The sequence below is a fragment of the Edaphobacter sp. 4G125 genome (assembly GCF_014274685.1).
Classification (GTDB): Bacteria; Acidobacteriota; Terriglobia; order Terriglobales; family Acidobacteriaceae; genus Edaphobacter.
Genome location: NZ_CP060393.1, coordinates 2,147,632 through 2,173,338, shown reverse-complemented (window position 1 = coordinate 2,173,338; position 25,707 = coordinate 2,147,632). Strand labels below are relative to the sequence as shown.

The window sequence follows — 25,707 nt, the reverse complement described above, 5'->3', positions numbered from 1 at the left end:
GCCTTTGATCACCTGCGGTGTTTTATTACCTTGGTGTATCTCCCCGAGGCTTTCAAGTCTCATGTGCATGTTTTTGCATCTTGATTTTCAAAACGGGAAAATTGTTAAAACACCTCTCTGCCAGCCCGCATCAAGAAAGTAGCTTGCAATTCGCTTTTTATTCGCTACAATTCCGGCATGGCTATCACACGGCGACAAAAAGAGGTTCTCGACTTTCTCTCCTCCTTCACGCAAAGGAATGGATACTCCCCCTCTTACGAAGAGATCGCCTCCGGCCTCGGCCTTAGTTCTTTGGCCACAGTTCATAAACACGTGACCAACCTGCAAAATAAAGGACTGCTGCAACGCGCCCATAATCGCAGCCGTTCCATCGATGTCCTGCCACCGCGCAGCAGCAGACGAGCGGCCGATCGCCTTCCGCTCCTCGGACGCATCGCCGCTGGCCGCCCCGTTGAGGCCATTGAAACTGCGGAGAGCATCTCCCTGGGCGACATCATCGGCAACCGTGAGGTCTTCGCTCTCGAAGTCCGCGGCGACTCCATGCGTGACGAGCACATCGTCTCCGGCGACTACGTTCTGGTCGAGCGAACCCGTACCGCCCGCGAAGGCGAGATCGTTGTCGCTTTGGTTGATGGCACTGACGCCACCTTAAAGCGCTTCTACCATGAAGGCAGCATGATCCGTCTGCAACCTTCCAACACCGAGATGGCCCCCATCTTTGCTCCCGCCGCCAGCGTCAGTATTCAGGGCAAGGTCCTCGGCGTCCTGCGCAAATACGCCTGACGAAATCGCATCTCCTCCCCCAGTCATTCTGAGCTATGCAGCAGCTAAGTGGAGAAATTCCCACATTTGCTTTTGCTTCTCACCCCTGCCCCGAACTTTCGTAAAAACCTCCAATTTTCATGACCCATTTTTTGTCTTCCATGCATTCGTTTATTTACCATCTGTCCGTATCTTTTCTCTCCCGGCCGGTAACTCCATACGTCTAAAAGGGCAAGCTGACCCAGAACTTTTCCTCAACTCACGGAACCGGATCGTGACTCCGTGCGTAACTTACCTCCGAGCAGGACTATCACTGGAAACACCGGGAGCATTGACCTTGGCTACACAACGAAAGCAAAAGCGCAAAATCTGGCTCTGGACCGGTTTGGCGGGTCTGGTAGTCGCCGTCATTCTCGGCGTGGCGGTCGCGGCTCGCGGAAATAGCGCTAAGCTCGAACCCTCACAGCTCGCCAAGGTCGAAAAAGGGGATATCGCCCGCTCCGTCGTTGCAACCGGAAAAGTCCAACCCATCACCAAGGTCTCGGTCAAATCCAAGGCATCCGGTATCGTCACCAAGCTCTACGTCGACATCAACCAGCACGTAAAACAAGGCCAGGATCTCGCCCAACTCGATGAGGTCGAGATCCTGGCTCAGGTCAACGCACAGAAGGCCCAGCTTATCGCTGCCGAATCCAACGCTCGCGCCGCCCAGGCAGCCATTGAGTACGACAAAGTCAATGCCGAAGCCCCCGACCTTCCCAACTTCAAGCACACCTACGAGCGAGCCCTGGAGATGTCCAAAGATGGCGTCGTTTCTCAGCAGGCCCTCGATGACGCTCAGCAAAAATATCTTGCTGCAGCCAATATGCGCGATAAAGCTGTCGCCCAGATTGCAGTCGACACTTCTAAACTTCACCAGGCCGAAGCTCAGGTCAAACAGTCGCAAGCCTCTCTCAAGCAACTCGAGGAACAGCTCAGCTACACCACTATCGTCTCCCCCATGGATGGAGTCGTGCTCTCCCGCGACGTCGAACTTGGCGATGCCGTCAGCTCCATCCTTGTCATGGGCTCCACTGCAACCCTTGTCATGACCGTTGGGGACACCAACCAGGTCTATGTCCAGGGCAAAGTCGACGAGTCCGACATCGGCAAGGTCTACATGGGCCAGCCCGCGCGCATCAAGGTCGAGTCCTTCAAAGACAAAACCTTCCTCGGTAAGGTCACCAAGATCGCTCCCCTCGGCGTCGAAAAAGACAACGTCACGACCTTCGAGGTCCGAGTCTCCATCGATAATCCCGGTGGCGAGCTCAAGGCCAATATGACTGCCAACGCCGAGATCCTCCTCGACGAACATAAGGGCGTTCTGACCGTCCCCGAACAGGCTGTTGTCTATGACAAGGACCGCAACGCATCCGTCGAAGTGCCGGACTCAAAGATGAAAAACGGTCGTCGCAAAGTCGCGATCAAGCCGGGTATCTCCAATGGCACCCGAACCGAAATTCTCTCCGGACTCAACGCCGGCGACACCGTTATCCTCCAGCAATAGCGAACGGCACGTCTCATTTGGCGGGCCATTCCTCGTGAAGCGCGGAAACATGAAGTCGAGGAATACCCATTTGCCAGGTGCCGTGTGTCTCACGACACGGACACACATCGCGTACAGCACAAAAGCGTGAGGGAATTAAAAATCATGGAACCAATCCTTCTCCTTCCGCGTAACCTCTCCCGTAACGGAGGCCATCCATGAACGTCCGCCATCTCTTTGCAACAACAATCCTCATCGCCGCTACCGCCGCCTACGCCGCCGAAGGCAATTTTGAACGGACACTGAACGTCAGTAATTCCCCGAACGTCTCGGTTGCCACGGGCTCCGGCAACATCCACATCAAGCCCGGCTCCGACACGCAGGTCCACATTATCGGCCACGTCCACTCCAACTCCGGATGGTTTGGCTCGGATGCTGAATCACGTGTCCGGCAGATTGTCGATAACCCGCCCATCGTTCAGAACGGAAATGACATCACCATTGGCGAGCGGCACTCCAACGACCTCTTCCGCAACATCTCCATCGATTACGACATCTCCCTTCCTCGTTCCACCAACATCGCCGCCACCACTGGCTCTGGCGATATGGAGATCCAGAATGTCGGTGCTACTCTCAAAGCTCAGACAGGCTCCGGAAACATTCGCGCCCGAGGAATCGCCGGCCAATCCACACTTGGCACCGGTTCGGGTGATATCGACTTTCAACAGACTTCCCCTGGTGATGTCCGTGCCGAGACTGGCTCTGGAAACATCGTTCTCCGTGGCCTCTCGGGTGCGCTCAAATCCTCTACCGGATCCGGAAATATCGAGATCGACGGCCAGCCTACCTCCGACTGGAAGATTTCAACCGGCTCTGGAAACGTCCAGCTTGCCCTCGGCAATGGAGCTCATTTTAATCTCTCGGCCGACACTGGCTCCGGAAGCGTCAGCGTTGCACAGCCTATCACCATGCAGGGTAGCCTCAATCGCCACCACATCAGCGGCTCGGTCAACGGCGGCGGGCCTACCATCCGCGCCAACACCGGCTCTGGAGACATCACCATCCGTTAGTCCTTCGCGGATAGCGCCTTCGGCGCGAAGGAACAGGATCGCGTCGATTCTAAGAACAGCCATGTAAGGTTTTATTCCTGGATAGAGAGGAAAAGTGTCATCCTGAGCGAGCAGAGCGAGTCGAAGGATCTGCGTTTGTTCGCATCCACGGAGTACCAGGCAACGCCCGATAACGCGAACCGCCTTGTTAAGGGCATCTCTGCCGCGAAAAGCACATCACCCCAGCGGCTTCAGCCGCTGGGGTTAACTCTGTCAAGCCCCAAAACCCCTCAACTCACTCAAACCAAACCACATCCACACTGCAAATTCGACCATTTCCAACCTCTATAATTGAATTAGTCTGAAAATAAAGTGCCTCGATCTTCGAGGCACTTTTTCTTTTTAGAACTTTGGGTGAGGTACAAGGAGGTACGAGGTTAAACCACATATTTCGAATACTTTGCACGATTAAGATAGGGGGAGGGGGACCCCGGCGGCCTCCAGCCACGCCATCGCAGAGCTCGCCATAAAATCCGGTTTAGCCGCTGCCAATCGTTCTGGAGCCAGCCCAAAGCTGCACCCTACCGAAACCGCGCCGACGGCTCTCGCTGTTAGAACATCGACATCCGTGTCCCCGATCATCAGGGTCTCGGTTGCAGTGATCGCTGATCCGGCAATCGCTGAAGCTTCAGCGATCAGTGTCTTCAATCCATGCGGATCAGGCTTTTTGGTATGAAAGCTGTTGCCCCCGTAGTTCTGGAACATATACGACGAAATTCCAAAGTGATCACAGATCGCTCTTGAGGGATTAACCGGTTTGTTCGTCAACACTGCCATCAGTACCTCAGGCCGAGCAGCCCGAATCGCCGCCAGGGCCTCCATCGCGCCTGGGTAGACGTAAGTAAAGTCCAGCTTGTGGATCCGGTAATACTCGAGGAAGTAGTTCACAGCCTCGATGACATACTCCTCATCATGCGCATCGCCCTCGGGATCGCCCAGCGCCCGCCTCACTAGCATCGAGGCGCCATCGCCGATATAGCTGGCAATCACTTCCTCGGGAAGAGCTCGTTTTCCCAGGTGGACCAGCATCGCATTCACCGAGTTACAAAGATCCTTTCGTGAGTCGATCAGGGTTCCGTCCAGGTCGAACACAATTAAACGAGGCACCGCAGTTGTCATATATCCAGCTTACCGTGGAGCCCAAATGCTTTGACCCTGGAAAAGCCCGTTGTTACCCTCATCGAGCCATGGAAACTGCCTCTAACAATCCGCTGAAGACCACCTGCTGCATCGTCGGTGGAGGCCCTGCCGGCATCATGCTCGGTTACCTGTTCGCCCGCTCCGGCATTCAAGTCACCGTGCTCGAAAAGCACCAGGACTTCTTTCGCGACTTCCGCGGTGACACCATCCATCCCTCGACGCTCGAGTTGATGTACGAACTCGGTCTTCTGGAAGATCTGTTGAAGATCCGCCACTCCAGGATCACTCAGGCCTCGGCCAGTATCGGAGATGAGATCGTTACCATTGCTGACCTCGCCCACCTGCCCACCCATGCAAAATTCGTCGCCCTGATGCCTCAATGGGACTTCCTCAACTTCCTCTCTGACGAGGCCTCAAAGTTTCCTACCTTCACCCTCCGCATGGGCTGGGAGGCAACGGGCCTGATGAAGAACGATGGCGTTACGACCGGTGTTCTGGCAAACACGCCCAATGGCTCAGCCGAGATTCCCGCGACCCTCACCATCGGCTGCGATGGACGGCATGCCATCTCACGGCAGGCAGCACACCTCCCCCTCGTCGAAGAAGGAGTCCCTATTGATGTCCTCTGGCTCCGCCTCTCCCGTCACTCCTCCGACCCTGAAAACGGACTTGGTTATGCGAACTACGGGACATTCATGGTGCTCATCAATCGGTTGGATTATTTCCAGGTGGCTTTCCTGATCCCGAAAAACGGCTTTGCGGAGATCCAGCAACAAGGACTCGATGCCTTCCAGCAACGCATCGCACGAGTCGTTCCTTTCCTTAGCGACCGCGTCGCTGAGATCGACTCCTGGGACAAGGTCAAACTCCTGACCGTCCAGGTAAATCATCTGGCACAGTGGTCATCACCAGGCCTGCTTTGCATTGGAGACGCCGCACACGCCATGTCTCCCGTCGGAGGCATCGGCATCAACATCGCCCTGCAGGATGCCGTCGCCACTGCAAACATCCTCACTGAGGCGCTGCAATCCAATTCCCTCACGCAGCATGATCTTCAGCAGGTCCAGTTGTATCGCCAGAAGGCAGTGCATTACACTCAGCGCTTCCAGATCTTCGCCCACGGCATCCTCGACCACGCCCTGCGAGACTCCGGTCCGATGAAGCTCCCATTGTCGCTGCGAATTCTTACCCGTATCCCCGGTTTCAAATACCTCACTGCGCGTTTTATCGGAATGGGCCTTCAACCCCAACATATCCGAACTCACGCACAAACTCTTTGACCATCTGCCGCAGCCTTGTTAACCTGATTACATCCTGAAGGCGATGGGGTACCGCCTCTAACCGCGTCTAAAAAGCGCTGATGACTCCTACATATCTTGTAGGAGAGTTATGCCCGCAATCGCCCGAATCTTCTCTCAACAACTCCGTCTTCTGCGCCACATTTTTCGCTGGCTTATCCTTGCCGTTCTAGTAGGTATCCTTGCAGGCTCAGCCTCAGCGGCACTGCTCCTCAGTCTCGATTGGGCGACGCAAACCCGGGAATCGCATCCCTGGATCATCGCCCTGCTTCCCGTCGCTGGTCTTGCGATCGGCCTCTTCTACCACTACTTTGGACGCTCCGTTGAAGGCGGACATAACCTGATCCTCGACGAGATCCACACAGAAATCTCCAGTACGCGCAATGCCCCGCGTCGAACCATCCCAGCCCGGATGACTCCGATGATCCTGATCGGAACCATCGTGACCCACATCTTTGGAGGCTCCGCCGGGCGCGAAGGCACAGCTGTGCAAATGGGCGCCGCACTTGCCGATCAACTCACCCGCCTGCTCCGCCGTCTCCCCTTCCGTTTCGGAGAGCACGACCGTCGCACTCTCCTGATGGCCGGTATCAGTGCCGGCTTCGGCTCAGTCTTCGGAACTCCTCTGTCTGGTGCTGTCTTTGGACTCGAAGTCCTCACGATAGGCAACGTCGGCTACGACGCCATCTTCCCCTGCTTCCTGGCGGCCTTTGCGGGAGACTACACCACTCATCTCTGGCGTGTGCACCACACGATCTACACCGTCACCGAGACAACATCTCTGAACCCCGCCAGCATTTTGTCGGCAATCACGGCAGGAATCGCCTTCGGCCTGACCGCTCTGCTCTTCGCCAGGAGCACACATGCCATCGCAGGTATTTTTCGACGCCTGATTCCGTACCCACCACTACGCCCGTTCACCGGCGGCATCCTCGTCGCACTCGCTGTCTTCGCCATCGGTACAACAAAGTACATCGGCCTTGGCATCCCGACGATCGTGGCGGCATTCTCGCAACACCTGCCGCGCTACGATTTCGCAGCAAAGTTCGCCTTCACCTCGCTCACCCTTGGAGCAGGATTCAAAGGCGGCGAGGTAACCCCGCTGTTCTTTATCGGTTCAACGCTGGGAAACGCCCTCTCAAGCATCCTTCCTTTGCCGTCTTCTCTTCTAGCTGCAATGGGATTTGTCGCCGTTTTTGCAGGCGCCGCCAACACTCCTATTGCTGGTAGCCTGATGGCGCTGGAACTCTTCGGTCCCGAGGCAGGAGCCTTTGCAGCAATCGCCTGCGTGGCAAGCTATCTCTTCAGCGGACATCATGGCATCTACCGTGCGCAGCGACTCAGCGCACGCAAACACCCTATTCGAAGCCGCGATTCCAGGACGCAATCACCCGAGTCTCGCGCTCCCAACCCAACACACTGACGCTGCCCGTCCCCAGGACAAACAAACTACCCTGCCGCGCCCCAAGCCCAACCCAGCGTGCAGCAAGAATCCGCAGAATATGTGCATGGGCAAAGAGCGCAACCTTTCCCCCGGCGGGAGATGTCGCTAACGCCCGCGCGATAACATGGTCAGCCCGCGCACCCACCTGCTCCGCGCTCTCACCATCGATGATCGGGTCTTTCCACACACTCCATCCCGGAACCTCGGCACGGATCTGCGCTGTAGTCTTCCCCTCATAGAGGCCGTAGTCCCATTCCTTCAGGTCATCGTCGATCACAGCTTGATCGCCAAAGCCGGCGATCGCACAGGTCTCCCGGGCGCGCTGCATCGGACTCACAAAAACTGCGTTGAAGGTCGTCCCCTTCAGGTAATCCCTGAGCTCCTCCGCTCTCCTCCTGCCATGATCTGTCAATGGGATATCGGTGCGGCTGGTATGCTGCCCACTCAGACTCCACTCCGTCTCGCCGTGGCGGATCAGCCACAACTCAGTTCCTTCACTCATTTTCGCAACCTCCACCTCTCTTCCACTATCTTATGGGGTGATGGATTTTCAATTAACGACCAATTACAAGCCGCAGGGCGACCAGCCCCGCGCCATCGGTGAACTCGTCTCTGGACTTCATGCCGGCGAAAAAGACCAGGTCCTGCTCGGCGTCACCGGCTCAGGCAAGACCTTCACCATGGCCAAGGTCATCTCCGAGGTCAACCGGCCCGCACTCATCCTGGCACACAACAAGACGCTCGCTGCGCAGCTCTATCACGAGTTCAAGCAGTTCTTTCCACACAACGCGGTCGAGTACTTCGTCTCTTATTACGACTACTACCAGCCCGAGGCCTACATTCCTTCCGGTGATCTCTATATCGAGAAAGAGGCCACCATCAACGAGGAGCTCGACAAGCTCCGCCTCTCCGCCACGCGCTCCCTCTTCGAGCGCCGCGACTGCATCATCGTCTCCTCCGTTTCCTGCATCTATGGCCTCGGCTCGCCGGAAGCCTACTACGGCATGCTCCTTATGCTCGAAAAAGGCCAGCGCGTCCGCCGCGAAGACATCACCCGGCGTCTGGTGGAGATCCTCTACGACCGCAATGATGTCGACTTCCGTCGTGGAACCTTCCGCGTTCGGGGTGACGTCATCGAGGTCTATCCAACTTACGACGAGAACGCTTATCGCATCGAGCTCTTTGGCGACGAGATCGACTCGCTCTCGCAGATCGACCCGCTCTTCGGCACCGTCAAGCAGAAGTATGCGAGGCTTCCCATCTACCCCAAATCGCACTACGTCGTGCAGCCCGAGCGTAAGGCCACAGCCATCGATTCGATTCTCGCCGAGCTCTTCGATTGGGAGGCCCAGCTTGAAAAAGAAGGCCGCCTCGTCGAGTCGCAGCGCATCCACCAGCGCACCCGCTTTGATCTCGAAATGATCAAGTCCGTCGGCTACTGCCACGGCATCGAGAATTACTCGCGTCATATGTCCGGCCGCCTGCCCGGCGAGCCACCGCCGACTCTGCTGGACTACTTCCCGCGCGACTATCTCATCTTTATCGACGAGTCGCATGTCACGGTCCCGCAGCTTCATGGCATGTGGCACGGTGATCGCTCTCGCAAGCAGAACCTCATCGACTACGGCTTCCGCCTACCTTCCGCACTCGACAATCGCCCTTTGCGCTTCGAGGAGTTCGAAGCCCGTACAGGACAGATCATTTACGTCTCGGCGACACCCGGCCCCTACGAACTCACCAAATCCGCAGGCGTGGTCATCGAACAGATCATTCGGCCCACCGGACTCACCGATCCCGAGGTCGAGATCCGTCCCGTCAAAGGACAGATCGACGATCTTCTTGCTGAGATTCGCGAACGGGCGGCCAAAAACCAACGCGTGCTTGTGACCACCCTCACCAAACGTATGGCTGAGGATCTTGCCGGATACTACACCGAGGTTGGCGTGCGCTGCCGTTATATGCACTCTGAGATCGAAACTCTCGAGCGCATCAAGCTTCTTCGTGATCTGCGCAAAGGCGAGTACGACGTTCTGATTGGCATCAATCTTCTACGTGAAGGACTCGACCTTCCCGAGGTGTCGCTTGTCGCCATTCTCGATGCCGACAAGGAGGGTTTCTTGCGCTCTCAAGGCTCACTCATCCAGACCATCGGCCGCGCTGCACGGCACCTCGAAGGCCGTGCCATTCTTTATGCCGATTCGATGACAGAATCCATGCAGCGCGCCATCGACGAAACCAATCGTCGACGCGAAATCCAGGAGGCTTATAACGAAGAGAACGGCATTACTCCGCAGTCCATCATCCGGCCCACCGATATGGCGCTTGCTGGAATCCTGAAGGCCGATTACGCCGATCTCACCGAAGAGACCGACGAGATGCCCGAGTTCGCCAACCAGGAAGAACTGGACACCTACATTGCCAGGCTTGAGACCGAGATGCGTGAGGCCGCTAAGAAGTTCGAATTTGAGAAGGCCGCCAAATTGCGCGACACCGTTAAGGAGCTTCGCACAAAAGAGTTCTTGTTCAGTTAATCTGGCCACGCATTGAACGGAAATTTACGCTTACTTCCACAGCAGACCGACGTCTTAAAGATCAGATGAATCGAAGGAGCATGGAGGCAACGAAGAGCCTGCTCGCGCATCCAATCGAAGAGAAGACGAACAGGAAAAGATGTTGCAATGTACCCTGAGCTTTCATTTGCCCCGAGCAGGTCCCCCAGAAAAATCCTCATCGTAGATGACGACCCGGATATCCGCTCCCTGACGCGTACCTTTCTCGAACACGAGGGCTATACCGTCTACGCGTGTGGAAATCCTGACCGCGCGGCACAGATCTTCCGTCGATCCACGGACATCGATCTGGTCATCACCGATTTCTCGATGCCTCATCGTTCTGGATTGGACCTAGCCCGCGAACTGAAGGCCCTGCGGCCATCCCTTCAGATCCTTATCATCTCGGGAGTGCTCGTCTCTTCCGTGCAGATGGATCAGATGCAGGTTCATGGATGGAGGTTTCTACCCAAACCGTTCTCACTCCCCCAGCTTCTTTCAGAGGTTCATAACATTCTTGAACCTGACGCCGACCTTAACCGCTCTGTTACTTTAATGGCGTGAAACTTTTTCGCCAGGCGCTCTTTACTCTCTTCCTCGCCGTGTGGGTCTTTCTGCTCGTCCTCTACGGTAACTTTTTTACCCTGCCGCAGCACAACACCACGGCAACTCACTTTGATGCCATCGTCGTTCTCGGCACTCCGTCGAAGTTAGACGGAACGCCATCCCCCGAACAGCGGGAACGGGTTTTGGAGGGCGTCCGTGAATACAAGGCAGGCATCGCACCCCGCATCATCATGACCGGAGGAGCTGCGCACAATCATTTCGTCGAGGCCCATAGTATGGCCCAGTTCGCTGCGTCCCAGGGAGTTCCTCCTTCAGCGATTGTTGAAGAAGATCGCTCGCAAAACACTATCCAGAACATCTTTTACTCTGCCCAGATCATGCATCAACAAGGTTGGTCGTCGGCGGAGGTCGTGAGTTCCCCCTATCATCTCGGTCGAACCGAACTGATCCTGCTAGCTTTCAACAAACGTCAGCCCGCTCTCTCCATCGACTGGCGCACTCATCCGTCCAAATGGCCCCCAGAGTACGCTATCTACCACAAGATCATTCTCAATACGGTTGAGGCATGGCGCTGCCTCCAGCTCCGCTTTCTGAGCTTTCCTTCATCACGCTTTTTGCCCGCTCATGCGTAAGGGGTCTTCAATGTTGTGCCGAGGAGAATCTTGACTTCAAGCGCAGGAATGGAAGCTCCAGAGCGTGATAGCTAATGACTGCAATCGTTGTCGACACCAACAATATAAGAATAAAACTGACAATCCCCGCTAGCCCAACCCAGGGGATTTTACTTCCGACCCATCCCTTAAGTAGACCGTACGGCTGTGAAAGGAAGTAGTGCCAAAGATACAGACCATAGCTGTATCGGCCATAGAATTGCAGCACTTTCCACGAACATATACGACTCACCAGTGTGGCAGGATGCAACCCCATCACCAGTGTTGAAGCAGATAGCAACGCAAATGCACTGTAGCCAATGCCTTGAATGGAGCGCGAAAGAAAAAAGGCAGAATGCCCCAGCCAGACTGATATTCCGAAGACCAATATGGCAATTCCCCCAGCTGTCCGCGCCTGCCGCAAAGAAGGTAACGGTATCAGCGCGAGTAATGCTCCCATCAATAGAGAGTCCATGCGTGTGGGAAGACTCTGGTAGATCCACCATGGCTCGACGTGCATGTGCAATAAAGCGAACCTTAAAAGAGGAGCCAGCAATATACCAGCAATACAAACCCTTCTTAGCGTTTGTTCCGATACCCGCAAACCGACAAGCCATGGCCAGATCAGATAGAACTGTTCTTCGACTGCAAGGCTCCAGATATGAAACAGATTGAATGGGCCAATAAGCCCCAGGGAGCTATCTATGGGAAGCACAAGGTTTGCACCGTAAAACAACATGGCCCAATGCAGCGGACGCCATTGGATATGCAATATTGGCGTACTGAGCAGCACTATGACAAATAGGAAATAGTACAAAGGCGATAGCCGTAGCACTCGCCGCATATAGAAATTACGGAAATAGTGCTTGGCTCCGCGCTGCTCATACAGGATGCTGGTGATTAAAAAACCCGAAAGAACAAAAAATATGTCCACTCCGACCCAGCCAATTGAGGCTAGTTGACTCAAAGCACCTGCATGATTTCTGGGAAAATAATGAAAAAAGACGACAAGAAGGACAGCAGCTCCTCGCAGCCCGTCAAGGCTGGAAATATGTTTCAATGTTTAGTCTCCATTATGCCCAGCCGTAATCGTGGCTAATGCAAGTTTACTGGTGCACCCCTGTTTTCACGAATGCCACTTCAGCGGGAGATCTGCGGTGACTCAGATTCCCCCGGAGTACTGTCATTTCATTTACAGTGAAAAGATGACGAAAACGTCGAAGGTTGACCTGGTCGGCGTCGGCTTGAACGCGACGGATACTGTAATTCCTCTGCCCCGCTTCCCTTCTCCTGGCTCAAAGATCGAATTTGGCAGCACGAAGACCCTTCCCGGAGGACAGACCGCCTCGACTGTCGTGGCCTGCCAGCAATGGGGACTCAGCACTCGTTACGTCGGTAAGATCGGCGACGATAATGCCGCAGCTCTTCATCGTGACGAATTCTCCCGTCTTGGAGTAGAGGCTCACCTTCTCTCTGTTCCAGGGTGCGCCAGCCAGCAATCTTTCATTCTTGTCGACGCCGACGGAGAACGCACGGTCCTTCATCGTCACGATGACGCTCTTTCTCTCCATCCCAGCGAACTCAACCGCGAATGGATCGTCAATGCTCGCGCTCTCCATGTCGATGGCTGGGACACCGCCGCAGCCATCCAGGCGGCACAATGGGCGCGCGAGGCCGGCATCCCCGTCATCGCCGATCTTGATGAACTTTATCCGGGAATCGAGCAACTTCTCGAAAACATTGATTATCCGATCGTGAGCCGCGATTTTCCCACGCGTCTGACTGGAGAAAGCTCACTCGAAACGGCTCTACAGCAAATGCATTCACGTTATGGATGTCGTTTGGCTGCCGCGACACTCGGTCACGATGGTGTTCTGGCATTCGATGGAAACCGCTTCTATCATGCGGCGGCCTATCGTGTTCAGGTGGCCGACACCACCGGAGCAGGAGACGTATTCCACGCTGGCTTTATCTATGGTCTGTTGCAAGGATGGCCATTGGAACAGCAGCTCGATTTTGCTTGTGCAGCCGCTGCACTGAACTGCACCGCCGTGGGAGCCCGTGGAGGAATCAAAACCGTGGATGCAATCGCGTCTCTGGCCCAAGCTGGGGAGCGGTATCCTGCCGAACCGATCTCATCCGTTGTTTCCGTCGCAGACTAACGCCAACTCACCGCCAGATGCCAGCGCGCATTCCTGTCTTTGGCCTTTCGCAGTACGCGACGGTACTCCAGTAACTCTCCAAAAACCTGCTCGCCCTCAGTGCCAAGCTGTTGAGGTTCGCCTTCCAATGCATTGATCAGGGCATCTACAGTCGCCAAACCATCGCTGGCCGAATACCACTGCGGAGGTGGCAGCCGATTCAGAAGATCTCTGTTTCCAGCCCCCTCTTCAATAAGAAGAGACATCGAGTTCTCGTCCGCGGAAAAGAATTCGATCAAAGGCCGGACACCCAGTCTCAGAGCTAGCTTCTCGACCGCATCCTCATTGCGCGCAAGCGCCCTCCCATTCACAAAGATATCGAATCCAGGGTCTTCACCTTCAACGACGATGTACATCGAAGCAGCCATGATTTGCAGTGTATCGCCATCGCTGCACTGCGAAAAGAACCTGCCAGAGAACCTTCAGGACGCTCGCTTCGGACTATCGGCAGGAGTAATCCACCACAACCTTTCCAGGCACGATTCCATCTGCCGTAATATCGAAGCCGCTCGAACTTTCCGCACCACTACCAATTCCGAGAAATGCCCTTCCGCCATTCTGTGTCGCGGTGCAGATCTGCCCTACTGCAAGTTTTACGTTCACCCTTGCAATTTTTCCTATCGATACTCCTGGTTGAACCATCACACTTACGCGACCACGGCTTGCAGTGCAGCGGTACCCACTCATGCAGTTCGCACTTCCTTTTGCATTCGCGTCTCCGATTGTAATCGTAGCCAAATCATCTGTAGATGAATTGGCGGTTGGCCCAGTCACGCATCCAGAACCTTGGCCTCTCACAGGAACGAGTTCATGATTCGCCACGCCTAAGCAATACGAACCATCCGGCATCGAAGGGAGTGAAACCTTGTTGAACTTCGCCTCCTGAACGGCAAGCCGGGCAGTGCTCACTGTACTCGTCGCAGGGTCATAAAGAATACTTCCATTTTGCATTTGAAATAATGCGTAAGGCACAGGATGGTCGCATCCCTGCGAATCGCAACCGATACGGAAAAGGATGCCTCCATTCATCGGAGCACTATCCACTCGGTGAAGAATCGAGTACGGCCCCCGATGGATGGTCCATGTAATCGGCTCCAACGTCCCTCCGCATCCGACATAGAGGGTGCATGGATTGTTATTGACCCACGTTGCAGGGCGGAAGTTCTCAGAGATACCCGCACCATAAAATCCCCAAAGCTCGGCGTGCGGATCTGCTCCGCTCGGAGGCGTATGCTGGGTAACCGCACTCATACGAAAATGCATATTGAAACTTGGATTGTGAGGATTCTCAATTGCGTCTCCCGGCTGCCACTGCACCGTATTCGGTTCCAGCAAAACTCCGTTGGCTGTTTTTGGAGCCAGGATCTCTGCACCTGGATAAAGATGAAATCCATAAGAGCTTGCAGGAAGATCGATCGTCGCTGAAGCTACACTGGCATCCGGCCCCAGCTGCTTCCAGCTCAGCGATCGGTTCTGTCCATTGCTGTAAACCGGCGAGAGAATCGTTCCATTAAAACTCGTGTCTAGTGCGCCTGCGATTACGACCGATGGGGCCCGGTTGTAGATGTAGGGAGAATTAGGTGAAGAAAAATCTGCTGTAACAACACCATTTTTCCTGACCAAATTCTTCAGAGACGTCGCAGAAGCATAAATCCTGATTCCATTCTGGCGGACTGAACCATTGACATTCCACACATACGCAACATGACTGGAATCGGTGGCCCCCACGACTGGATAGCTGGTCCTGAATCCATCCCGTGCCAGGTTACGGTCGAGGCTAAGATAGTTTCCACAAAGTCCACCCTGCCATAACGATGAAGGATTATTTGGATCGGTCACTGCCGTGGGGTTCGGATTCTTATGAACAACCGTGATGCGTTGCACCCCTCCCCGTGAACTCTCCGCCGCCGTCACAGTCACCTGCTCCGGATACCATCCTCCGGCAAGACACGCTACTCCAGTGTGGAACGATCCACTCTTCAAGGTCACTTCCAGCGTGATCGATTCTGGAGTATTCGCAACCGCAACCACAGGAAGAGGCGTCTGAATAATTCCCATTCCAGTGGATGCGGGTAGCTTTTCTATTCCGCGCAAAGTAACCGGAAGAATATGAACGCTGGTTCCATCTACGATGGAATCCGCTCCGCTGATGGTTCCTGCGATGGTACCTTTTGAAATATCCAGGAGAAACGCTCCATCGGTCGTCGCCTCTTGGCCAGAAGTAAAGACTACCGGCAGCATTGTCGTTCCTGCCGTTGCGCCTTCACCAGCCTTCCCGTGGAAGTACCGATCCGATTCGCCGCCTTCACGTGTGTCCATCGTGAATCCTTCGTCAGACTGTGCAGTGGCCCCTCCATCTGTATAGCCATACACATAATCCCCGCATGCTATGTCGCCCGTAGCATGTTTGTAGCACCACAGATTTTTGGTTTGCGCAATACCACGGCTATTGAAGGTCATCTCCTCGTTGGTGCCTTTTTGGACTCCCCATCCGCCATGGTTTCCCCAGCTATAGCTTGGTTGATTGAAGGTCATCAGGCTGTAACGTGCATCCTGCTCCATAGGAAAGAAAGAGTCATAACTGAACAGGCTCATGTCAGTGGAGAGATGTCGACGGTAATAATTCAAATTGTTATGGACGATGTCGACCTTTTGTTCGCTGCGTAGACTCGTCGGAATAATGCAATCCGTGCGAAGTGCTGTTCCTAAATCTGTCATCCAATCGACATCAGAATGAGTAAAGGCTGCGCTGAAGCTCGATGGCGTTGCGGAGGTGACCGTCAACGTTACGTCATTCAGATAGGTCGCATGATTCAATTTCGAGATGCGAACCTGTTGTGAAGGCTCCAGACGATTCATTCCCTTGAATGTCACGACATTCTTTCCAATGTTCAAAGAGGTAATGGCTGCAACGCAGCTCAATGGAACAATTTCATCCTCGGGTCCCTGGACAAGAGCAGACACGGCCTGCACCTGTGCTCTCTCCGCTACAGCCTGAGGAGCGGGATTTCTCTCCGTCTCAGGCTCTCGTTTGGAGGAGGGCGTAATTTGCCCTAAACAAGTAACTCCCAGATTCAATGCAAGGATACAAACGACGAGTTTCAAAGACATAGGGTTTCCCATACTCAGAATAGACAGCGGAATCCATCTTCTTGTTGCTCTAACATCGCAAGAATTTGCTCACTTATAATCAAGAAGTGAAATCCGCTCTGCAACTTTCGCGCTGCTCTCCAGGACACACTCTGCTGATTGATGCTGACGATACGCTCTGGGAGAACAACATTTATTTCGAACGGGCAATCACCTCGTTCATCTCCTATCTCGATCACAAGCGCCATACACCTGTCGAGATCCGCGAACACCTCAATCACTGCGAGCATGCCACTATCGCTGCACATGGATATGGCCTACGCAGTTTCCGACATTCACTAATCGCCTGCTTCGAGCAAATCTCTGGCTCTCCTGTCACAAATGAACAGCATCATCGGATCCTCGAGTTCACCAAGGCCATCGATCAGCACGAGATCGAATTGCTCCCTCATGTCTCCGAAACCCTCGCAGAGCTATCGACACGTCATCGCCTCATCCTTGTCACCAAAGGCGATCACACAGAACAGACCGGCAAGCTGCAACGGTCAGGACTTGCGTCTCACTTCAACGCCGTCGAAGTCCTTCCAGAAAAACACAACGAAGCCTACCTCGCGTTAGCTGCAAATCACCGTTGTGACGCCGTTCGCACATGGATGATCGGCAACAGCCCTCGCTCCGACATCAACCCCGCACTCAGTGCAGGACTTCACGCTGTCTTTATTCCCCACAGCTTTACCTGGGTACTGGAACACGAAACCGTCAATCAGCCTCCTGTCGGGCAGCATCTACTCGAATTGACTGGATTTTCCGAACTCCTCCGGCATTTCTAGATTCGCTACCAAATGCCGCCCCCAAGCATCTAATAACCATGCAGGAAGTGATCTCCGACCTGACGCAGCAGCGAAGCCGTTTTCTTGCCTTCGTCGAACGCCGTGTCCACGATCACGCTACCGCTGAAGACATTCTGCAAGGAGCTTATATCCGCGCTGTCTCACAGGCAGCTTCTCTTCAGTCCAATGACTCCGCGAACGCCTGGTTCTTCCGCATCCTGCGCAACGCAGTCATCGATCACTACCGCCATCACGCCGTCGAAGAGCGTACCTTCGAGTCATGGACCCCGGAAATTGATCCCCCTGCCAACTCCGTTGACCTAGCTCCTGCAACCCCCTGTGGTTGTGTTCATGGTGCTCTCGATAAAATTCAGCCGACATATAGTGAAGTCCTCCGCGAGGTCGATCTAGCGGAAACCTCGCTCGACTCTTTCGCGCAACGCTCCGGAATCACCACCGGCAATGCTGCTGTGCGGGCTCACCGGGCTCGTCGTGCTCTGCACAAACAGCTACTCCATACTTGTGGCGTCTGCGCCCAGGCCGGATGCCAGGACTGCTCCTGTCACCACGGATAAGGCGTTCCCTTCTTCAGCACATCATTCAGCCTGCGATCGTGCCCGTAGATGTCGTCGAAAAAGTGTACCGATCCATCCTCCGCCACCACTGCGGTCGCATACAGGATCAGCACCGGAACCGGCGCCTGAAGATTGATCGTCCGATTGTCAGGGCCGGAATCCATCGCCTTTTGAACCGCCTCAGTCGTCCACTTTCCCCCATCCTGATTTCGCAATAGAAACGCAGCCAACTCCGCCGGCTTCTCCAGCCGGATACATCCATGGCTGAAGTCGCGCCGCGACTGCGAGAACAGTTCTGTCGCTGGAGTGCTGTGCAGATACACGTTGTACGAGTTCGGAAACATAAACTTGATCAATCCCAGCGAGTTCTGCGGACCCGGTTTCTGCCTCACCGTATAGCGCCCGCTGCGTAGTCCCGCGATCAGATCACCTCCACCACCTGATACCTCCATACGTTGCCGAGTGAGATAGCTTGTCCCGCTGCGCTGAATCCCCGGAATCACCGACGACCGCACAATACTCATCGGCACATTCCAGTAAGGCCGCAGAACGATGAAACGAATGTTATCCGTGAACACTGGCGTCTGCGTCGGCGCAGCTCTGCCCACTACAACATTCATCGCCAGTGCAATCTTCTGGCCCTCCTCAAAGGCGCGCAGTCGAAACTCTGGGATATTCACAACCACTGGCGGATGCGGGAAATCAGGCGGCATCCATCGCCAACGCTCCAACGCAAACCCAAGCTGCCGCACTCGACTGGCAATCGGGACATTCAGCTCCCGCACCGTCGCTGCCCCTAGTTTCCCATCCGGAGTAAGGCCATGCCGCACTTGGAAATGCTTTACTGCATCGGCAACCGAAGAATCGTAATCCTGTACCGCGCCTCCAGCCGGCATATCTCCCAGCAGACGCAAACGAGCTACTAACGCAGGTACGCCAACATATGCGTCTCCCGCACCAACACCCTTCGTCACGGCCGGAACAGAGGCGCCGTCGCCCAGTTTCTCCAGTTCCAAGTAATGGACTAGAACATCCTCTGTTCGACGATAACCGTTGTATGCAGGCTCTACCTCCGCCAGTACTTCCTGAATATCCGCAGCATGAATCACCTGTTGGTTTAAAAACTGTGGCAGATCATACTTCTTGATTGCGGCATCGATTCCAAACTTGAAATGTTTCGGGTTCACACGCCCGATGTGCAGGTCTGAAATGTAACGCATCGTCGCCACCGTTAGCGCCGCATCGAAATCTGCCTTCTGCGCATCAGCGCTTGTTTTCAGCGCTTCTACTCTCTGTGGCCACTTTGCAGAGTCATAGTCCTTCGGATCCAACCCCTTACGGTCGCACTGCTCCAACGCCCTAATTACTCCTTCGCCTTGCGGACTTAATCCATCAGCCTGCAACCATAGTGGAGCGTAACCTGTCGCCTCATAGGTCGCGATGAAGTGTTGTTTGTAATCGGAGAAGTTCGAACGCTCCATTTCATCCAGTCGTCCTGCGGCGCCGATCTCACGCACCCTTGCCGCAAACTTCTCGGATACCTGTACCGGAGCCGCCGCAACCTGCGGTTGAACCTTAACCGTCGCCGCGCTAGGCGTAGATGTCTGCGTCTGTGCTGATCTTGGTGTATTGTTCTGGCTCTGTGAAGAACACCCTGCCGCCCCCGAAAGCATTAAGAGAAACGGCACGAGCGTACGTACACACCGAAGGTTAAAGCGCCTCAAAGATTCGTCATGATCCGGCATCGCACCCATTAAACCATCGGCAGCAAGTTAATCCAGCAAATACGATCAAAGCGTGAGAGAAAAGATTCTCTGCGCCTCATCTCTCATCCGCGTAAATCCGAACGTCGATCGCTTTCCCTTCCTCTACTCGCCCGCGGTACATCCCCGGAGTATTGAAGCTCCATGCCATCTGACCATCAGCAGCAATCGCTATCACGCCACCGTCACCATGGATCGCCTTTAGCTCCGTCTGCACCACCTCATCGGCAGCATCCTGCAGTTTCATCCCTTTGTACTGCACCAGAGCGCAGATCGTCCGCGCCACAGTCAAGCGAATAAAATACTCGCCCGTCCCTGTCGCCGACACAGCGCACGACTCATTCGAGGCATAGGTGCCCGCTCCAATAATCGGTGAATCCCCCACACGTCCCCAGCGCTTCGCCTGCGTTCCTCCCGTCGAAGTTCCTGCCGCGATATTGCCGCTACGATCCAGCGCTACCACGCCTACCGTTCCATACTTGTGCGTGTCAGGAGGCTCGATCTCCGCCATCCCTCCCTTCGGAGCCGGTGGCGCACCCTGCGGCCTCTGTGGCAGTGGAGCTCCCTCTTTCTTCAACTGCCGGATCAACCCTTGCCACCTACGCTCCGTAAAGAAGTAGCTCGGGGGCACCTGCTCCAGATCTACGCTGGCGGCAAACCGGTCTGCACCTTCGCCAATCAACATCACGTGCGGAGACTTCTCCATCACCGCCCGTGCCAGCGAGATCGGATGCCGCGTCCTCGTTACACCCGCCACGGCCCCGGCCTTCATCGTCGCTCCGTCCATCATTGCGGCGTCCAGCTCATTCTTCCCATTCGCTGTAAACACCGCTCCCCTACCTGCATTGAATAATGGATCGTCTTCCATCAACTTGATCGCGGTCTCTACCGCATCCATCGACGAACCGCCCTTCTCCAGTACGTCCGCTGCAGCCTGCAATGATCGCTTCAGCGCCGCCCTGTACTCGGCATCCATCTCTGCGCTCATCGACCTACGTTCGATCACTCCTGCACCGCCATGCAGCACAACGGCCCACCGGTGGCTGCCTCCTGAAGTCGGCAGCACATTCTGCGCCACGGCCGCGCATCCGACTCCCAACATGGCCACCATCACACTCGTCCGAAGCCCTGGGTACATACCCTTCCTTCCTGCGAAGCTGATCACCCTATGACTCGCCGTAATCCACACCACAGCAGATACATACAAACCGGTTATGAGATGCTATACTACTTTCGGATTGCTCACCGCTCTTTTCTGGCACCTGCAAGTGCAGAGTCAAACGCGGAGGTGGCGAAATTGGCAGACGCACAAGCTTGAGGTGCTTGCGCCGCAAGGCATAGGGGTTCAAGTCCCCTCCTCCGCACCAATCCAACACTTTCCGGAAGGCATCTTTCTCCAGATGATCGTCGCTCTTGTCATCCTTCATGTCGTGGTCGCCCTCTTTCTGGTCGGCGTCATTCTTGTCCAGCAGGGCAAATCGGCCGATCTCGCCGCAGCTTTCGGCGGCCAAGGTTCACAGACCGCCTTCGGACCCCGTGGTGCAGCTAACCTGCTCACCCGGCTCACCACCTATGGCGCGATCATCTTCATGTTGACCTCAGTCGGCCTCACGATACTGCTCTCGCGCTCGTCAGATAAGTCGGTCCTCTCCGGCCATCCCACGACTCAGAGTTCCCCCAAGAAATAACAGTATTTTCTGCAAAAAAGCGCAGGCCTTCGCTTGCGCTTTTTACTTTAAAGTCCCTTCGGAAGTACCACTCCTCCACATTCCTTCTCCTTACGTGAAGCCTCGATTCTCTACAGCCCCACATTTTCGGTTTACTGCTTCCGCTCAACCATCGTTCCGAAAGACTTGACATACCGTTTGCCAAAAACAGATTCGCTCGTTGCGGTGCAGAATGGCAAAAAACCTCTGCCCTCTCTTTCCTTACAAATAAGAGGAAAGAGAGGGCAGAGGGCAAGCCGGAAGGGCGGACGGAGGATCTATCCCCTTTCTGCTTCGATGACTTTCCTGAATCAGGGAATGTAATAGCGCATTCCGGTAAAGACCATGTTATTGGTCGCCTTAGGAGCCCCACCAACACCAGTCCAGGCCTCACGGGTCAGGTAGCTGTACTGCCCCTGATACTGCAAGCGTCCGAACTTGGGGTTGGAGTAGACACGATAGGTAAAGCCCAGGGTCCCCTGGATGACTGCGCGGGTTGCGCCCGTGCAGTTTGCGGGAGTACCGGGGTTATAAGGTGAAGCGCCAGCCAGGCCGTTACCGGTGCTGGTAGGCAGAGTCTCAATGTTGCAGCCTGCATTGTTAGCAGAGACAGGAGCATAACCGACCAGCTTACCTGCCTGCGGACCAGAAGTCGCGAGGTAGGTTGTACGCTGCGCATACTCACCACCGGCATAACCCCAGATGTCAAGCTTTTTGGTTGGATGTCCTTCCAGCGAGATCAGGCCCTGCTGTGACTTGATGGTCGCAAGCGTGCCGTCTGGGTGAACTGTGATGTCCGGAAGAGTGGACGTACCATAGCGGCCTACACCTGTTCCCGTCATCAAGTGAACGCCAACGTCCAGATACTTCGATGCCGGCATCCGCACGTTTGCAAAGAAACCGCCACCCGTTTTGGTATCGTTGGTCGCACCGGCATTCGTAGTTCCTGCGGGATAGTAACGATCACGGAACCAGCGAGCGACTCCACCCGCCTCAAAATGCCCATACTTCGCATCATAGGTGCCTTTGACAATGAGGTCTGGGGCAACGTTATTAGAGTAGTTGGCGGTGAGGTTGTACAAACCGCCGCCCGTTCCAGCCGAACCAATAAAGAAGTTCGATGGAGCATTCGACGCCGAGTAGATGTACTCTGCCTGCTCAAGTGAGGTTGCTGCTGTCCACTTACCAAATCTCTGCTGGAAGCGGATGGCTGGCTGACGAGCCCAGCTGAAACCGACATGATACTGAGCATCGATAACCATTGGTAGGTTCTCGGTGCGGTTGTCCGTCGACTTCTTGGTCTCAGTAACAAGCGACCACATCTGACCGCCGGTTACAGCAAACCCGCTCTGCGTAGCTGCTTGTCCCCAGATCTGACGCTGACGCAACGTGTAGCTATTGCTCTGATTGTCATTCGAGGTTGCGCCAGCCGAGAGGAAGTCTGCCTCAACATATCCGGAAAGCTTGAACGGACCGGGATTACTCTCAAAGAGAGCGCCCACGCGGCTCTGTCGGCCAGAGAAGTTCAACTCGCTGACATGCGCCATGCCCGCACCCATATATGGAGTGGAGTTGAATGGAGTATTGACGTCTGAAGCTAGTGAACGGGAACGCCATACTGTTTCAAACGCGAAGAAAGCTACGGGAGTAATGGTCAATCCCTTGTAGTGAATGGCAAGAGGAGATTCAACCTTCTCGTTGAACTCCCGCCTGGTATCGCTCAGGGTCTGAGCAAGCCCCACATTGGAGATCTTCAGATCTGAAACAGAGCTCGAGAGCGTCTGCATCTCCTCGTGGTTCGACTGGATCGCCGCAAGCGCGCTCTGCGCCTGGGAGTTTGCCGTTGCTGCCGAAGCACTGGCTGTCTGAGCATCCTGAGAGGCTGACGTCAGTTTGGCATCACGATCGGCCAATTGATGCTTCAACTCATTAATTTGTTCCTGCTGAGTTCGCATCTGCTCCTGCAACTCGCGCAGGGTGCGTTCCAGCGAACTCTCCGCCTTCTTCCGGACAACCTTTTTGGTTGCTTTGGCTGAAGTTCCCGTTTGCGCCTGCATCGTAGTCACACCGATGACAAGCACTGCTGCAAGGGCAGCTCTTAAGCTTCTGGTCATGGATCCTCGCAAATATTTTTAAGCCACTCAGAAAACAGGCAGAGATAGGGGGCTTGAATTCTTATATTAGAAGCGATCCATAGCCGCGCTGCTCTTTCTGAATGCTGCGTTCAGCATGGCAAACCTATGTGAATACAGGAATAATTCACGATCTGTTAACACTCGAAGTCCTCTCCTGAAGGCTGCAACTATCTGTTTCTGCGGTAACTGATTTACCGTTACCCCATGCGATTTCTTTCGGTTGCTCCTTTGCTGTTCGCCAGCCTTACCGTTTCTGCTTTTGCTCAGTCATCGCTGAAGTTGATCCCGATTCCGCGCGAGGTCCGCGAAGCCTCTTCCCAGTCACTCGCTCAGGGAATTCAGATCACCTGTTCATCGCCCTGCGCGGCCGAGGACAGCTTCGCCATAGATGACCTGAAGAGCTATCTCGCCTCTCAGGGGATCACGGTTAATGCAACCTCTCCTGTCACGGTTCTCGTCACTCGCTACGGCTCGTCCCTCTCGCGTTCAATCCTCTCCGACGCCACTCCTGGTGGAAAGGCAACAGACTTCCCTGCCGAGATGAAGGCCGAAGGGTATGCCATCATCCCTGATGGCAAAGGGCTTGCTCTCACCGCGGCTAGCGACTCCGGCATCTTCTATGCTCTTCAGACCGTCAAGCAGATGGTAACCGGCTACGGAGCCAATGCCGTTCTGCGCACAGCGACGATCCGCGACTGGCCCGCGATGAAGTACCGCGGCCTCAGTGACGATCTCTCCCGTGGCCCATTCCCCACCTTCGAGTTTCAGAAAAAGCAGATCCGCATATTCGCGGCTTACAAGGTCAATATCTATTCGCCTTATTTCGAACACACCATGCAGTACACTGGGCATCCATTGATGGCCCCTCCTGGAGGCACCCTCACTCAGGAGCAGGCTCGCGAGCTAGTGGTCTACGCGGCAAAGTATCACGTCACCATCATCCCGGAGCAGGAAGCCTTCGGACATCTTCACTACCTGCTCAATTGGGAAAAGTACGCCCCCATCGCCGAGACACCACACGGCCAGGTGCTCGCTCCCGCACAGCCGGAGGGGCAGAAACTGACCCACGACATGTTCTACGAACTGGCGCAGATTTTTCCCGGCCCATTTCTACATCTTGGTGCCGACGAGACAGTAGAACTCGGCAAAGGACAGACCAAAGCCGAGGTCGATTCCAAAGGACTGGGTACCGTTTATCTCGGCTTTCTTCAGCGCATCGTCGCCGATCTGCAGCCACTGAATCGCAAGCTGTTGTTTTGGGGCGATATTGCGTACAAAGAACCAGAGCTCCTCAAACAGCTCCCCGGATCCTTTAAAAAGGCCACCATCGCCGTTCCCTGGGAATATAGTCCCCATCCGAGCTTCGACCGTTACATCAAGCCTTTCACAGACGCAGGCTTTGAAACCTGGGTAGCTCCCGGAATTAACAACTGGTCGCGCGTCTACCCCAACTGGAATAACGGCCTGGCAAATATCCAACGCTTCACGGCGGACGGACAACGACTTGGCGCAACCGGACAGCTCAACACCATTTGGAACGACGATGGCGAAGCTCTGGCCAACGCCGATTGGTACGGTATCCTCTTCGGTGCCGAGGCTGCATGGCATCAGGGAGAGGCATCCATTCCTGTCTTCCAGTCTGGTTTTGGAGCGAGCTTCCATGGCGATGTTACCGGCAAAATCGACCAGGCCCAACGCGAGATGATGGCTGCCCATCAACTCCTCAAGGACTCTTCTTATAAAGTGGACGCCCAGGACCTACTCTTCTGGCAGGATCCCTGGAACGCTGACGGACAGCGCATCGCCGGACAGATTCGCTCCATTCTTCCTGAGCTGCGTCTACACGCCGAGCGCGCCCTCATCCTCGTGGCCGAGGCACGGAATGCCAATCCCAACCTGCGTGAAACAGATGCTCTGGATGTACTGGATCTCGGTGCACGTCGCATGGACCTGATCGGACTGAAGTTCCAGATCTCCGATGAGATCGCGAACAGCTACGCTCATGCCTTTACACTGCAAACCTCGAAGAACCGGGACGATCGGTTGGAGTTGTCGCGAGAGCTGAATTCCATTAATGCCGTCAACGGCAAGCTGCAGGACCTCCGCAACAACTATTCCCTGCTGCGCGACCTCTACGAGCAGGCATGGCTCAAGAGCTACCGCCCTTACTTCCTGCGCAATAATCTGGAGCGCTACGACTACACCATTCAGATGTGGCTCGGACGTATAGACCGGATGCGCACAGCGCAGCGCCAATGGACCAACTCACAAACATTGCCCACGGCTGCTGAGCTGGGAATTCCTGCACCTCCGGTATTGGCAAAATAGCCTTGTCGCTCCTCATACTCTTGCTCACGGCGGAA

Annotated in this window: 21 protein-coding genes, 1 tRNA gene and 1 riboswitch; of the genes, 14 read left to right on the top strand and 8 right to left on the bottom strand. The window is 55.1% G+C overall.

Annotated elements, in window-relative coordinates; all coding sequences use genetic code 11:
* The first annotated feature begins 177 nt into the window (after positions 1-177).
* The 3 genes from lexA (at position 178) to H7846_RS09055 (ending at position 3,357) form a co-directional block, all read left to right on the top strand.
* Positions 178-783 (top strand): transcriptional repressor LexA, encoded by a 606-nt coding sequence (lexA, locus tag H7846_RS09065; RefSeq protein ID WP_186691586.1) that lies wholly within the window; start codon positions 178-180, stop codon positions 781-783.
* 316 nt (positions 784-1,099) lie between these two features.
* A complete protein-coding gene (locus H7846_RS09060; RefSeq protein ID WP_186691584.1) occupies positions 1,100-2,308 on the top strand; it encodes an efflux RND transporter periplasmic adaptor subunit in 1,209 nt (402 codons plus the stop codon).
* Positions 2,309-2,505: 197 nt separating this feature from the next.
* Complete coding sequence (locus tag H7846_RS09055) at positions 2,506-3,357, top strand: DUF4097 family beta strand repeat-containing protein (protein WP_186691582.1); 852 nt, start codon at positions 2,506-2,508, stop codon at positions 3,355-3,357.
* Positions 3,358-3,804: 447 nt separating this feature from the next.
* On the opposite strand, the gene H7846_RS09050 is transcribed toward H7846_RS09055, so the two are convergent.
* Positions 3,805-4,515: an HAD family hydrolase gene (locus H7846_RS09050; RefSeq protein WP_186691580.1), complete on the bottom strand. Its 711-nt coding sequence runs from the start codon at positions 4,513-4,515 to the stop codon at positions 3,805-3,807.
* A 68-nt stretch (positions 4,516-4,583) separates the two neighbouring features.
* On the opposite strand from H7846_RS09050, the gene H7846_RS09045 reads away from it, so the two are divergent.
* Both H7846_RS09045 and H7846_RS09040 read left to right on the top strand, forming a co-directional pair.
* A complete protein-coding gene (locus H7846_RS09045) occupies positions 4,584-5,816 on the top strand; it encodes an FAD-dependent oxidoreductase (protein WP_186691579.1) in 1,233 nt (410 codons plus the stop codon).
* A 30-nt stretch (positions 5,817-5,846) separates the two neighbouring features.
* Positions 5,847-5,913, top strand: a riboswitch (Fluoride riboswitch).
* A gap of 12 nt (positions 5,914-5,925) precedes the next feature.
* Positions 5,926-7,257 (top strand): voltage-gated chloride channel family protein, encoded by a 1,332-nt coding sequence (locus H7846_RS09040; protein ID WP_186691577.1) that lies wholly within the window; start codon positions 5,926-5,928, stop codon positions 7,255-7,257.
* Here H7846_RS09040 and H7846_RS09035 read toward each other — a convergent pair.
* Entirely contained in the window at positions 7,193-7,780 is a 588-nt protein-coding gene (locus tag H7846_RS09035; RefSeq protein ID WP_186691575.1) for a histidine phosphatase family protein, read from the bottom strand. The two genes, H7846_RS09040 and H7846_RS09035, sit on opposite strands and share 65 nt — an antisense overlap.
* Positions 7,781-7,820: 40 nt before the next feature.
* On the opposite strand from H7846_RS09035, the gene uvrB reads away from it, so the two are divergent.
* From uvrB to H7846_RS09020, 3 genes are all read left to right on the top strand, one after another.
* The gene (gene uvrB / locus H7846_RS09030) at positions 7,821-9,809 is read left to right on the top strand and encodes an excinuclease ABC subunit UvrB (RefSeq protein ID WP_186691573.1); all 1,989 of its coding nucleotides are present in this window, start codon (positions 7,821-7,823) and stop codon (positions 9,807-9,809) included.
* Between the two features lie 147 nt (positions 9,810-9,956).
* The gene (locus tag H7846_RS09025; protein WP_186691571.1) at positions 9,957-10,391 is read left to right on the top strand and encodes a response regulator; all 435 of its coding nucleotides are present in this window, start codon (positions 9,957-9,959) and stop codon (positions 10,389-10,391) included.
* A complete protein-coding gene (locus H7846_RS09020) occupies positions 10,388-11,026 on the top strand; it encodes a YdcF family protein (RefSeq protein ID WP_186691569.1) in 639 nt (212 codons plus the stop codon). Before H7846_RS09025 ends, H7846_RS09020 begins: the two co-directional genes overlap by 4 nt.
* A gap of 7 nt (positions 11,027-11,033) precedes the next feature.
* Here the strand turns inward: H7846_RS09020 and H7846_RS09015 are convergent, their stop codons facing one another.
* On the bottom strand, positions 11,034-12,104 hold the full coding sequence (locus H7846_RS09015) for an acyltransferase family protein (protein WP_186691567.1): 1,071 nt from the start codon (positions 12,102-12,104) through the stop codon (positions 11,034-11,036).
* A 145-nt stretch (positions 12,105-12,249) separates the two neighbouring features.
* On the opposite strand from H7846_RS09015, the gene H7846_RS09010 reads away from it, so the two are divergent.
* Positions 12,250-13,206, top strand: a complete 957-nt coding sequence (locus tag H7846_RS09010) for a carbohydrate kinase family protein (RefSeq protein WP_186691565.1) — start codon at positions 12,250-12,252, stop codon at positions 13,204-13,206.
* Here the strand turns inward: H7846_RS09010 and H7846_RS09005 are convergent.
* Complete coding sequence (locus H7846_RS09005) at positions 13,203-13,613, bottom strand: hypothetical protein (RefSeq protein ID WP_186691564.1); 411 nt, start codon at positions 13,611-13,613, stop codon at positions 13,203-13,205. The genes H7846_RS09010 and H7846_RS09005 overlap by 4 nt on opposite strands.
* Before the next feature lie 73 nt (positions 13,614-13,686).
* Positions 13,687-16,356 carry a hypothetical protein gene (locus tag H7846_RS09000; RefSeq protein WP_186691562.1) on the bottom strand — a complete coding sequence of 890 codons (2,670 nt, stop codon included), beginning with the start codon at positions 16,354-16,356 and terminating at the stop codon, positions 13,687-13,689.
* Between the two features lie 86 nt (positions 16,357-16,442).
* Between H7846_RS09000 and H7846_RS08995 the strand changes: the two genes are divergently transcribed.
* Positions 16,443-17,165 (top strand): HAD family hydrolase, encoded by a 723-nt coding sequence (locus H7846_RS08995; protein WP_255460509.1) that lies wholly within the window; start codon positions 16,443-16,445, stop codon positions 17,163-17,165.
* A 38-nt stretch (positions 17,166-17,203) separates the two neighbouring features.
* Complete coding sequence (locus H7846_RS08990) at positions 17,204-17,740, top strand: RNA polymerase sigma factor (protein WP_186691560.1); 537 nt, start codon at positions 17,204-17,206, stop codon at positions 17,738-17,740.
* On the opposite strand, the gene H7846_RS08985 is transcribed toward H7846_RS08990, so the two are convergent.
* Together H7846_RS08985 and H7846_RS08980 are read right to left on the bottom strand one after the other, a co-directional pair.
* Complete coding sequence (locus H7846_RS08985) at positions 17,728-19,428, bottom strand: L,D-transpeptidase family protein (protein ID WP_186691558.1); 1,701 nt, start codon at positions 19,426-19,428, stop codon at positions 17,728-17,730. The two genes, H7846_RS08990 and H7846_RS08985, sit on opposite strands and share 13 nt — an antisense overlap.
* A 133-nt stretch (positions 19,429-19,561) precedes the next feature.
* Complete coding sequence (locus H7846_RS08980; protein ID WP_186691557.1) at positions 19,562-20,641, bottom strand: isoaspartyl peptidase/L-asparaginase family protein; 1,080 nt, start codon at positions 20,639-20,641, stop codon at positions 19,562-19,564.
* 144 nt (positions 20,642-20,785) lie between these two features.
* On the opposite strand from H7846_RS08980, the gene H7846_RS08975 reads away from it, so the two are divergent.
* Both H7846_RS08975 and secG read left to right on the top strand, forming a co-directional pair.
* Positions 20,786-20,870: transfer RNA gene (locus H7846_RS08975), tRNA-Leu, on the top strand.
* 33 nt (positions 20,871-20,903) lie between these two features.
* A complete protein-coding gene (secG, locus tag H7846_RS08970) occupies positions 20,904-21,191 on the top strand; it encodes a preprotein translocase subunit SecG (RefSeq protein ID WP_186691555.1) in 288 nt (95 codons plus the stop codon).
* A 329-nt stretch (positions 21,192-21,520) separates the two neighbouring features.
* Here the strand turns inward: secG and H7846_RS08965 are convergent, their stop codons facing one another.
* Positions 21,521-23,323: a hypothetical protein gene (locus H7846_RS08965; protein ID WP_186691553.1), complete on the bottom strand. Its 1,803-nt coding sequence runs from the start codon at positions 23,321-23,323 to the stop codon at positions 21,521-21,523.
* A 225-nt stretch (positions 23,324-23,548) separates the two neighbouring features.
* Here H7846_RS08965 and H7846_RS08960 point away from each other — a divergent pair, with 225 nt between their 5' ends.
* Positions 23,549-25,672 (top strand): glycoside hydrolase family 20 zincin-like fold domain-containing protein, encoded by a 2,124-nt coding sequence (locus tag H7846_RS08960; RefSeq protein ID WP_186691551.1) that lies wholly within the window; start codon positions 23,549-23,551, stop codon positions 25,670-25,672.
* The last annotated feature ends 35 nt before the right edge of the window (positions 25,673-25,707 follow it).

Bases quoted from the DNA above. Each gene is read 5' to 3' on its own strand.
- lexA (WP_186691586.1), top strand. From the start codon at position 178: ATGGCTATCACACGGCGACAAAAAGAGGTTCTCGACTTTCTCTCCTCC.
- H7846_RS09055 (WP_186691582.1), top strand. From the start codon at position 2,506: ATGAACGTCCGCCATCTCTTTGCAACAACAATCCTCATCGCCGCTACC.
- H7846_RS09050 (WP_186691580.1), bottom strand. From the start codon at position 4,515: ATGACAACTGCGGTGCCTCGTTTAATTGTGTTCGACCTGGACGGAACC.
- H7846_RS09045 (WP_186691579.1), top strand. From the start codon at position 4,584: ATGGAAACTGCCTCTAACAATCCGCTGAAGACCACCTGCTGCATCGTC.
- H7846_RS09040 (WP_186691577.1), top strand. From the start codon at position 5,926: ATGCCCGCAATCGCCCGAATCTTCTCTCAACAACTCCGTCTTCTGCGC.
- H7846_RS09035 (WP_186691575.1), bottom strand. From the start codon at position 7,780: ATGAGTGAAGGAACTGAGTTGTGGCTGATCCGCCACGGCGAGACGGAG.
- uvrB (WP_186691573.1), top strand. From the start codon at position 7,821: ATGGATTTTCAATTAACGACCAATTACAAGCCGCAGGGCGACCAGCCC.
- H7846_RS09025 (WP_186691571.1), top strand. From the start codon at position 9,957: ATGTACCCTGAGCTTTCATTTGCCCCGAGCAGGTCCCCCAGAAAAATC.
- H7846_RS09010 (WP_186691565.1), top strand. From the start codon at position 12,250: ATGACGAAAACGTCGAAGGTTGACCTGGTCGGCGTCGGCTTGAACGCG.
- H7846_RS09005 (WP_186691564.1), bottom strand. From the start codon at position 13,613: ATGGCTGCTTCGATGTACATCGTCGTTGAAGGTGAAGACCCTGGATTC.
- H7846_RS09000 (WP_186691562.1), bottom strand. From the start codon at position 16,356: ATGTCTTTGAAACTCGTCGTTTGTATCCTTGCATTGAATCTGGGAGTT.
- H7846_RS08990 (WP_186691560.1), top strand. From the start codon at position 17,204: ATGCAGGAAGTGATCTCCGACCTGACGCAGCAGCGAAGCCGTTTTCTT.
- H7846_RS08980 (WP_186691557.1), bottom strand. From the start codon at position 20,641: ATGTACCCAGGGCTTCGGACGAGTGTGATGGTGGCCATGTTGGGAGTC.
- secG (WP_186691555.1), top strand. From the start codon at position 20,904: ATGATCGTCGCTCTTGTCATCCTTCATGTCGTGGTCGCCCTCTTTCTG.
- H7846_RS08965 (WP_186691553.1), bottom strand. From the start codon at position 23,323: ATGACCAGAAGCTTAAGAGCTGCCCTTGCAGCAGTGCTTGTCATCGGT.
- H7846_RS08960 (WP_186691551.1), top strand. From the start codon at position 23,549: ATGCGATTTCTTTCGGTTGCTCCTTTGCTGTTCGCCAGCCTTACCGTT.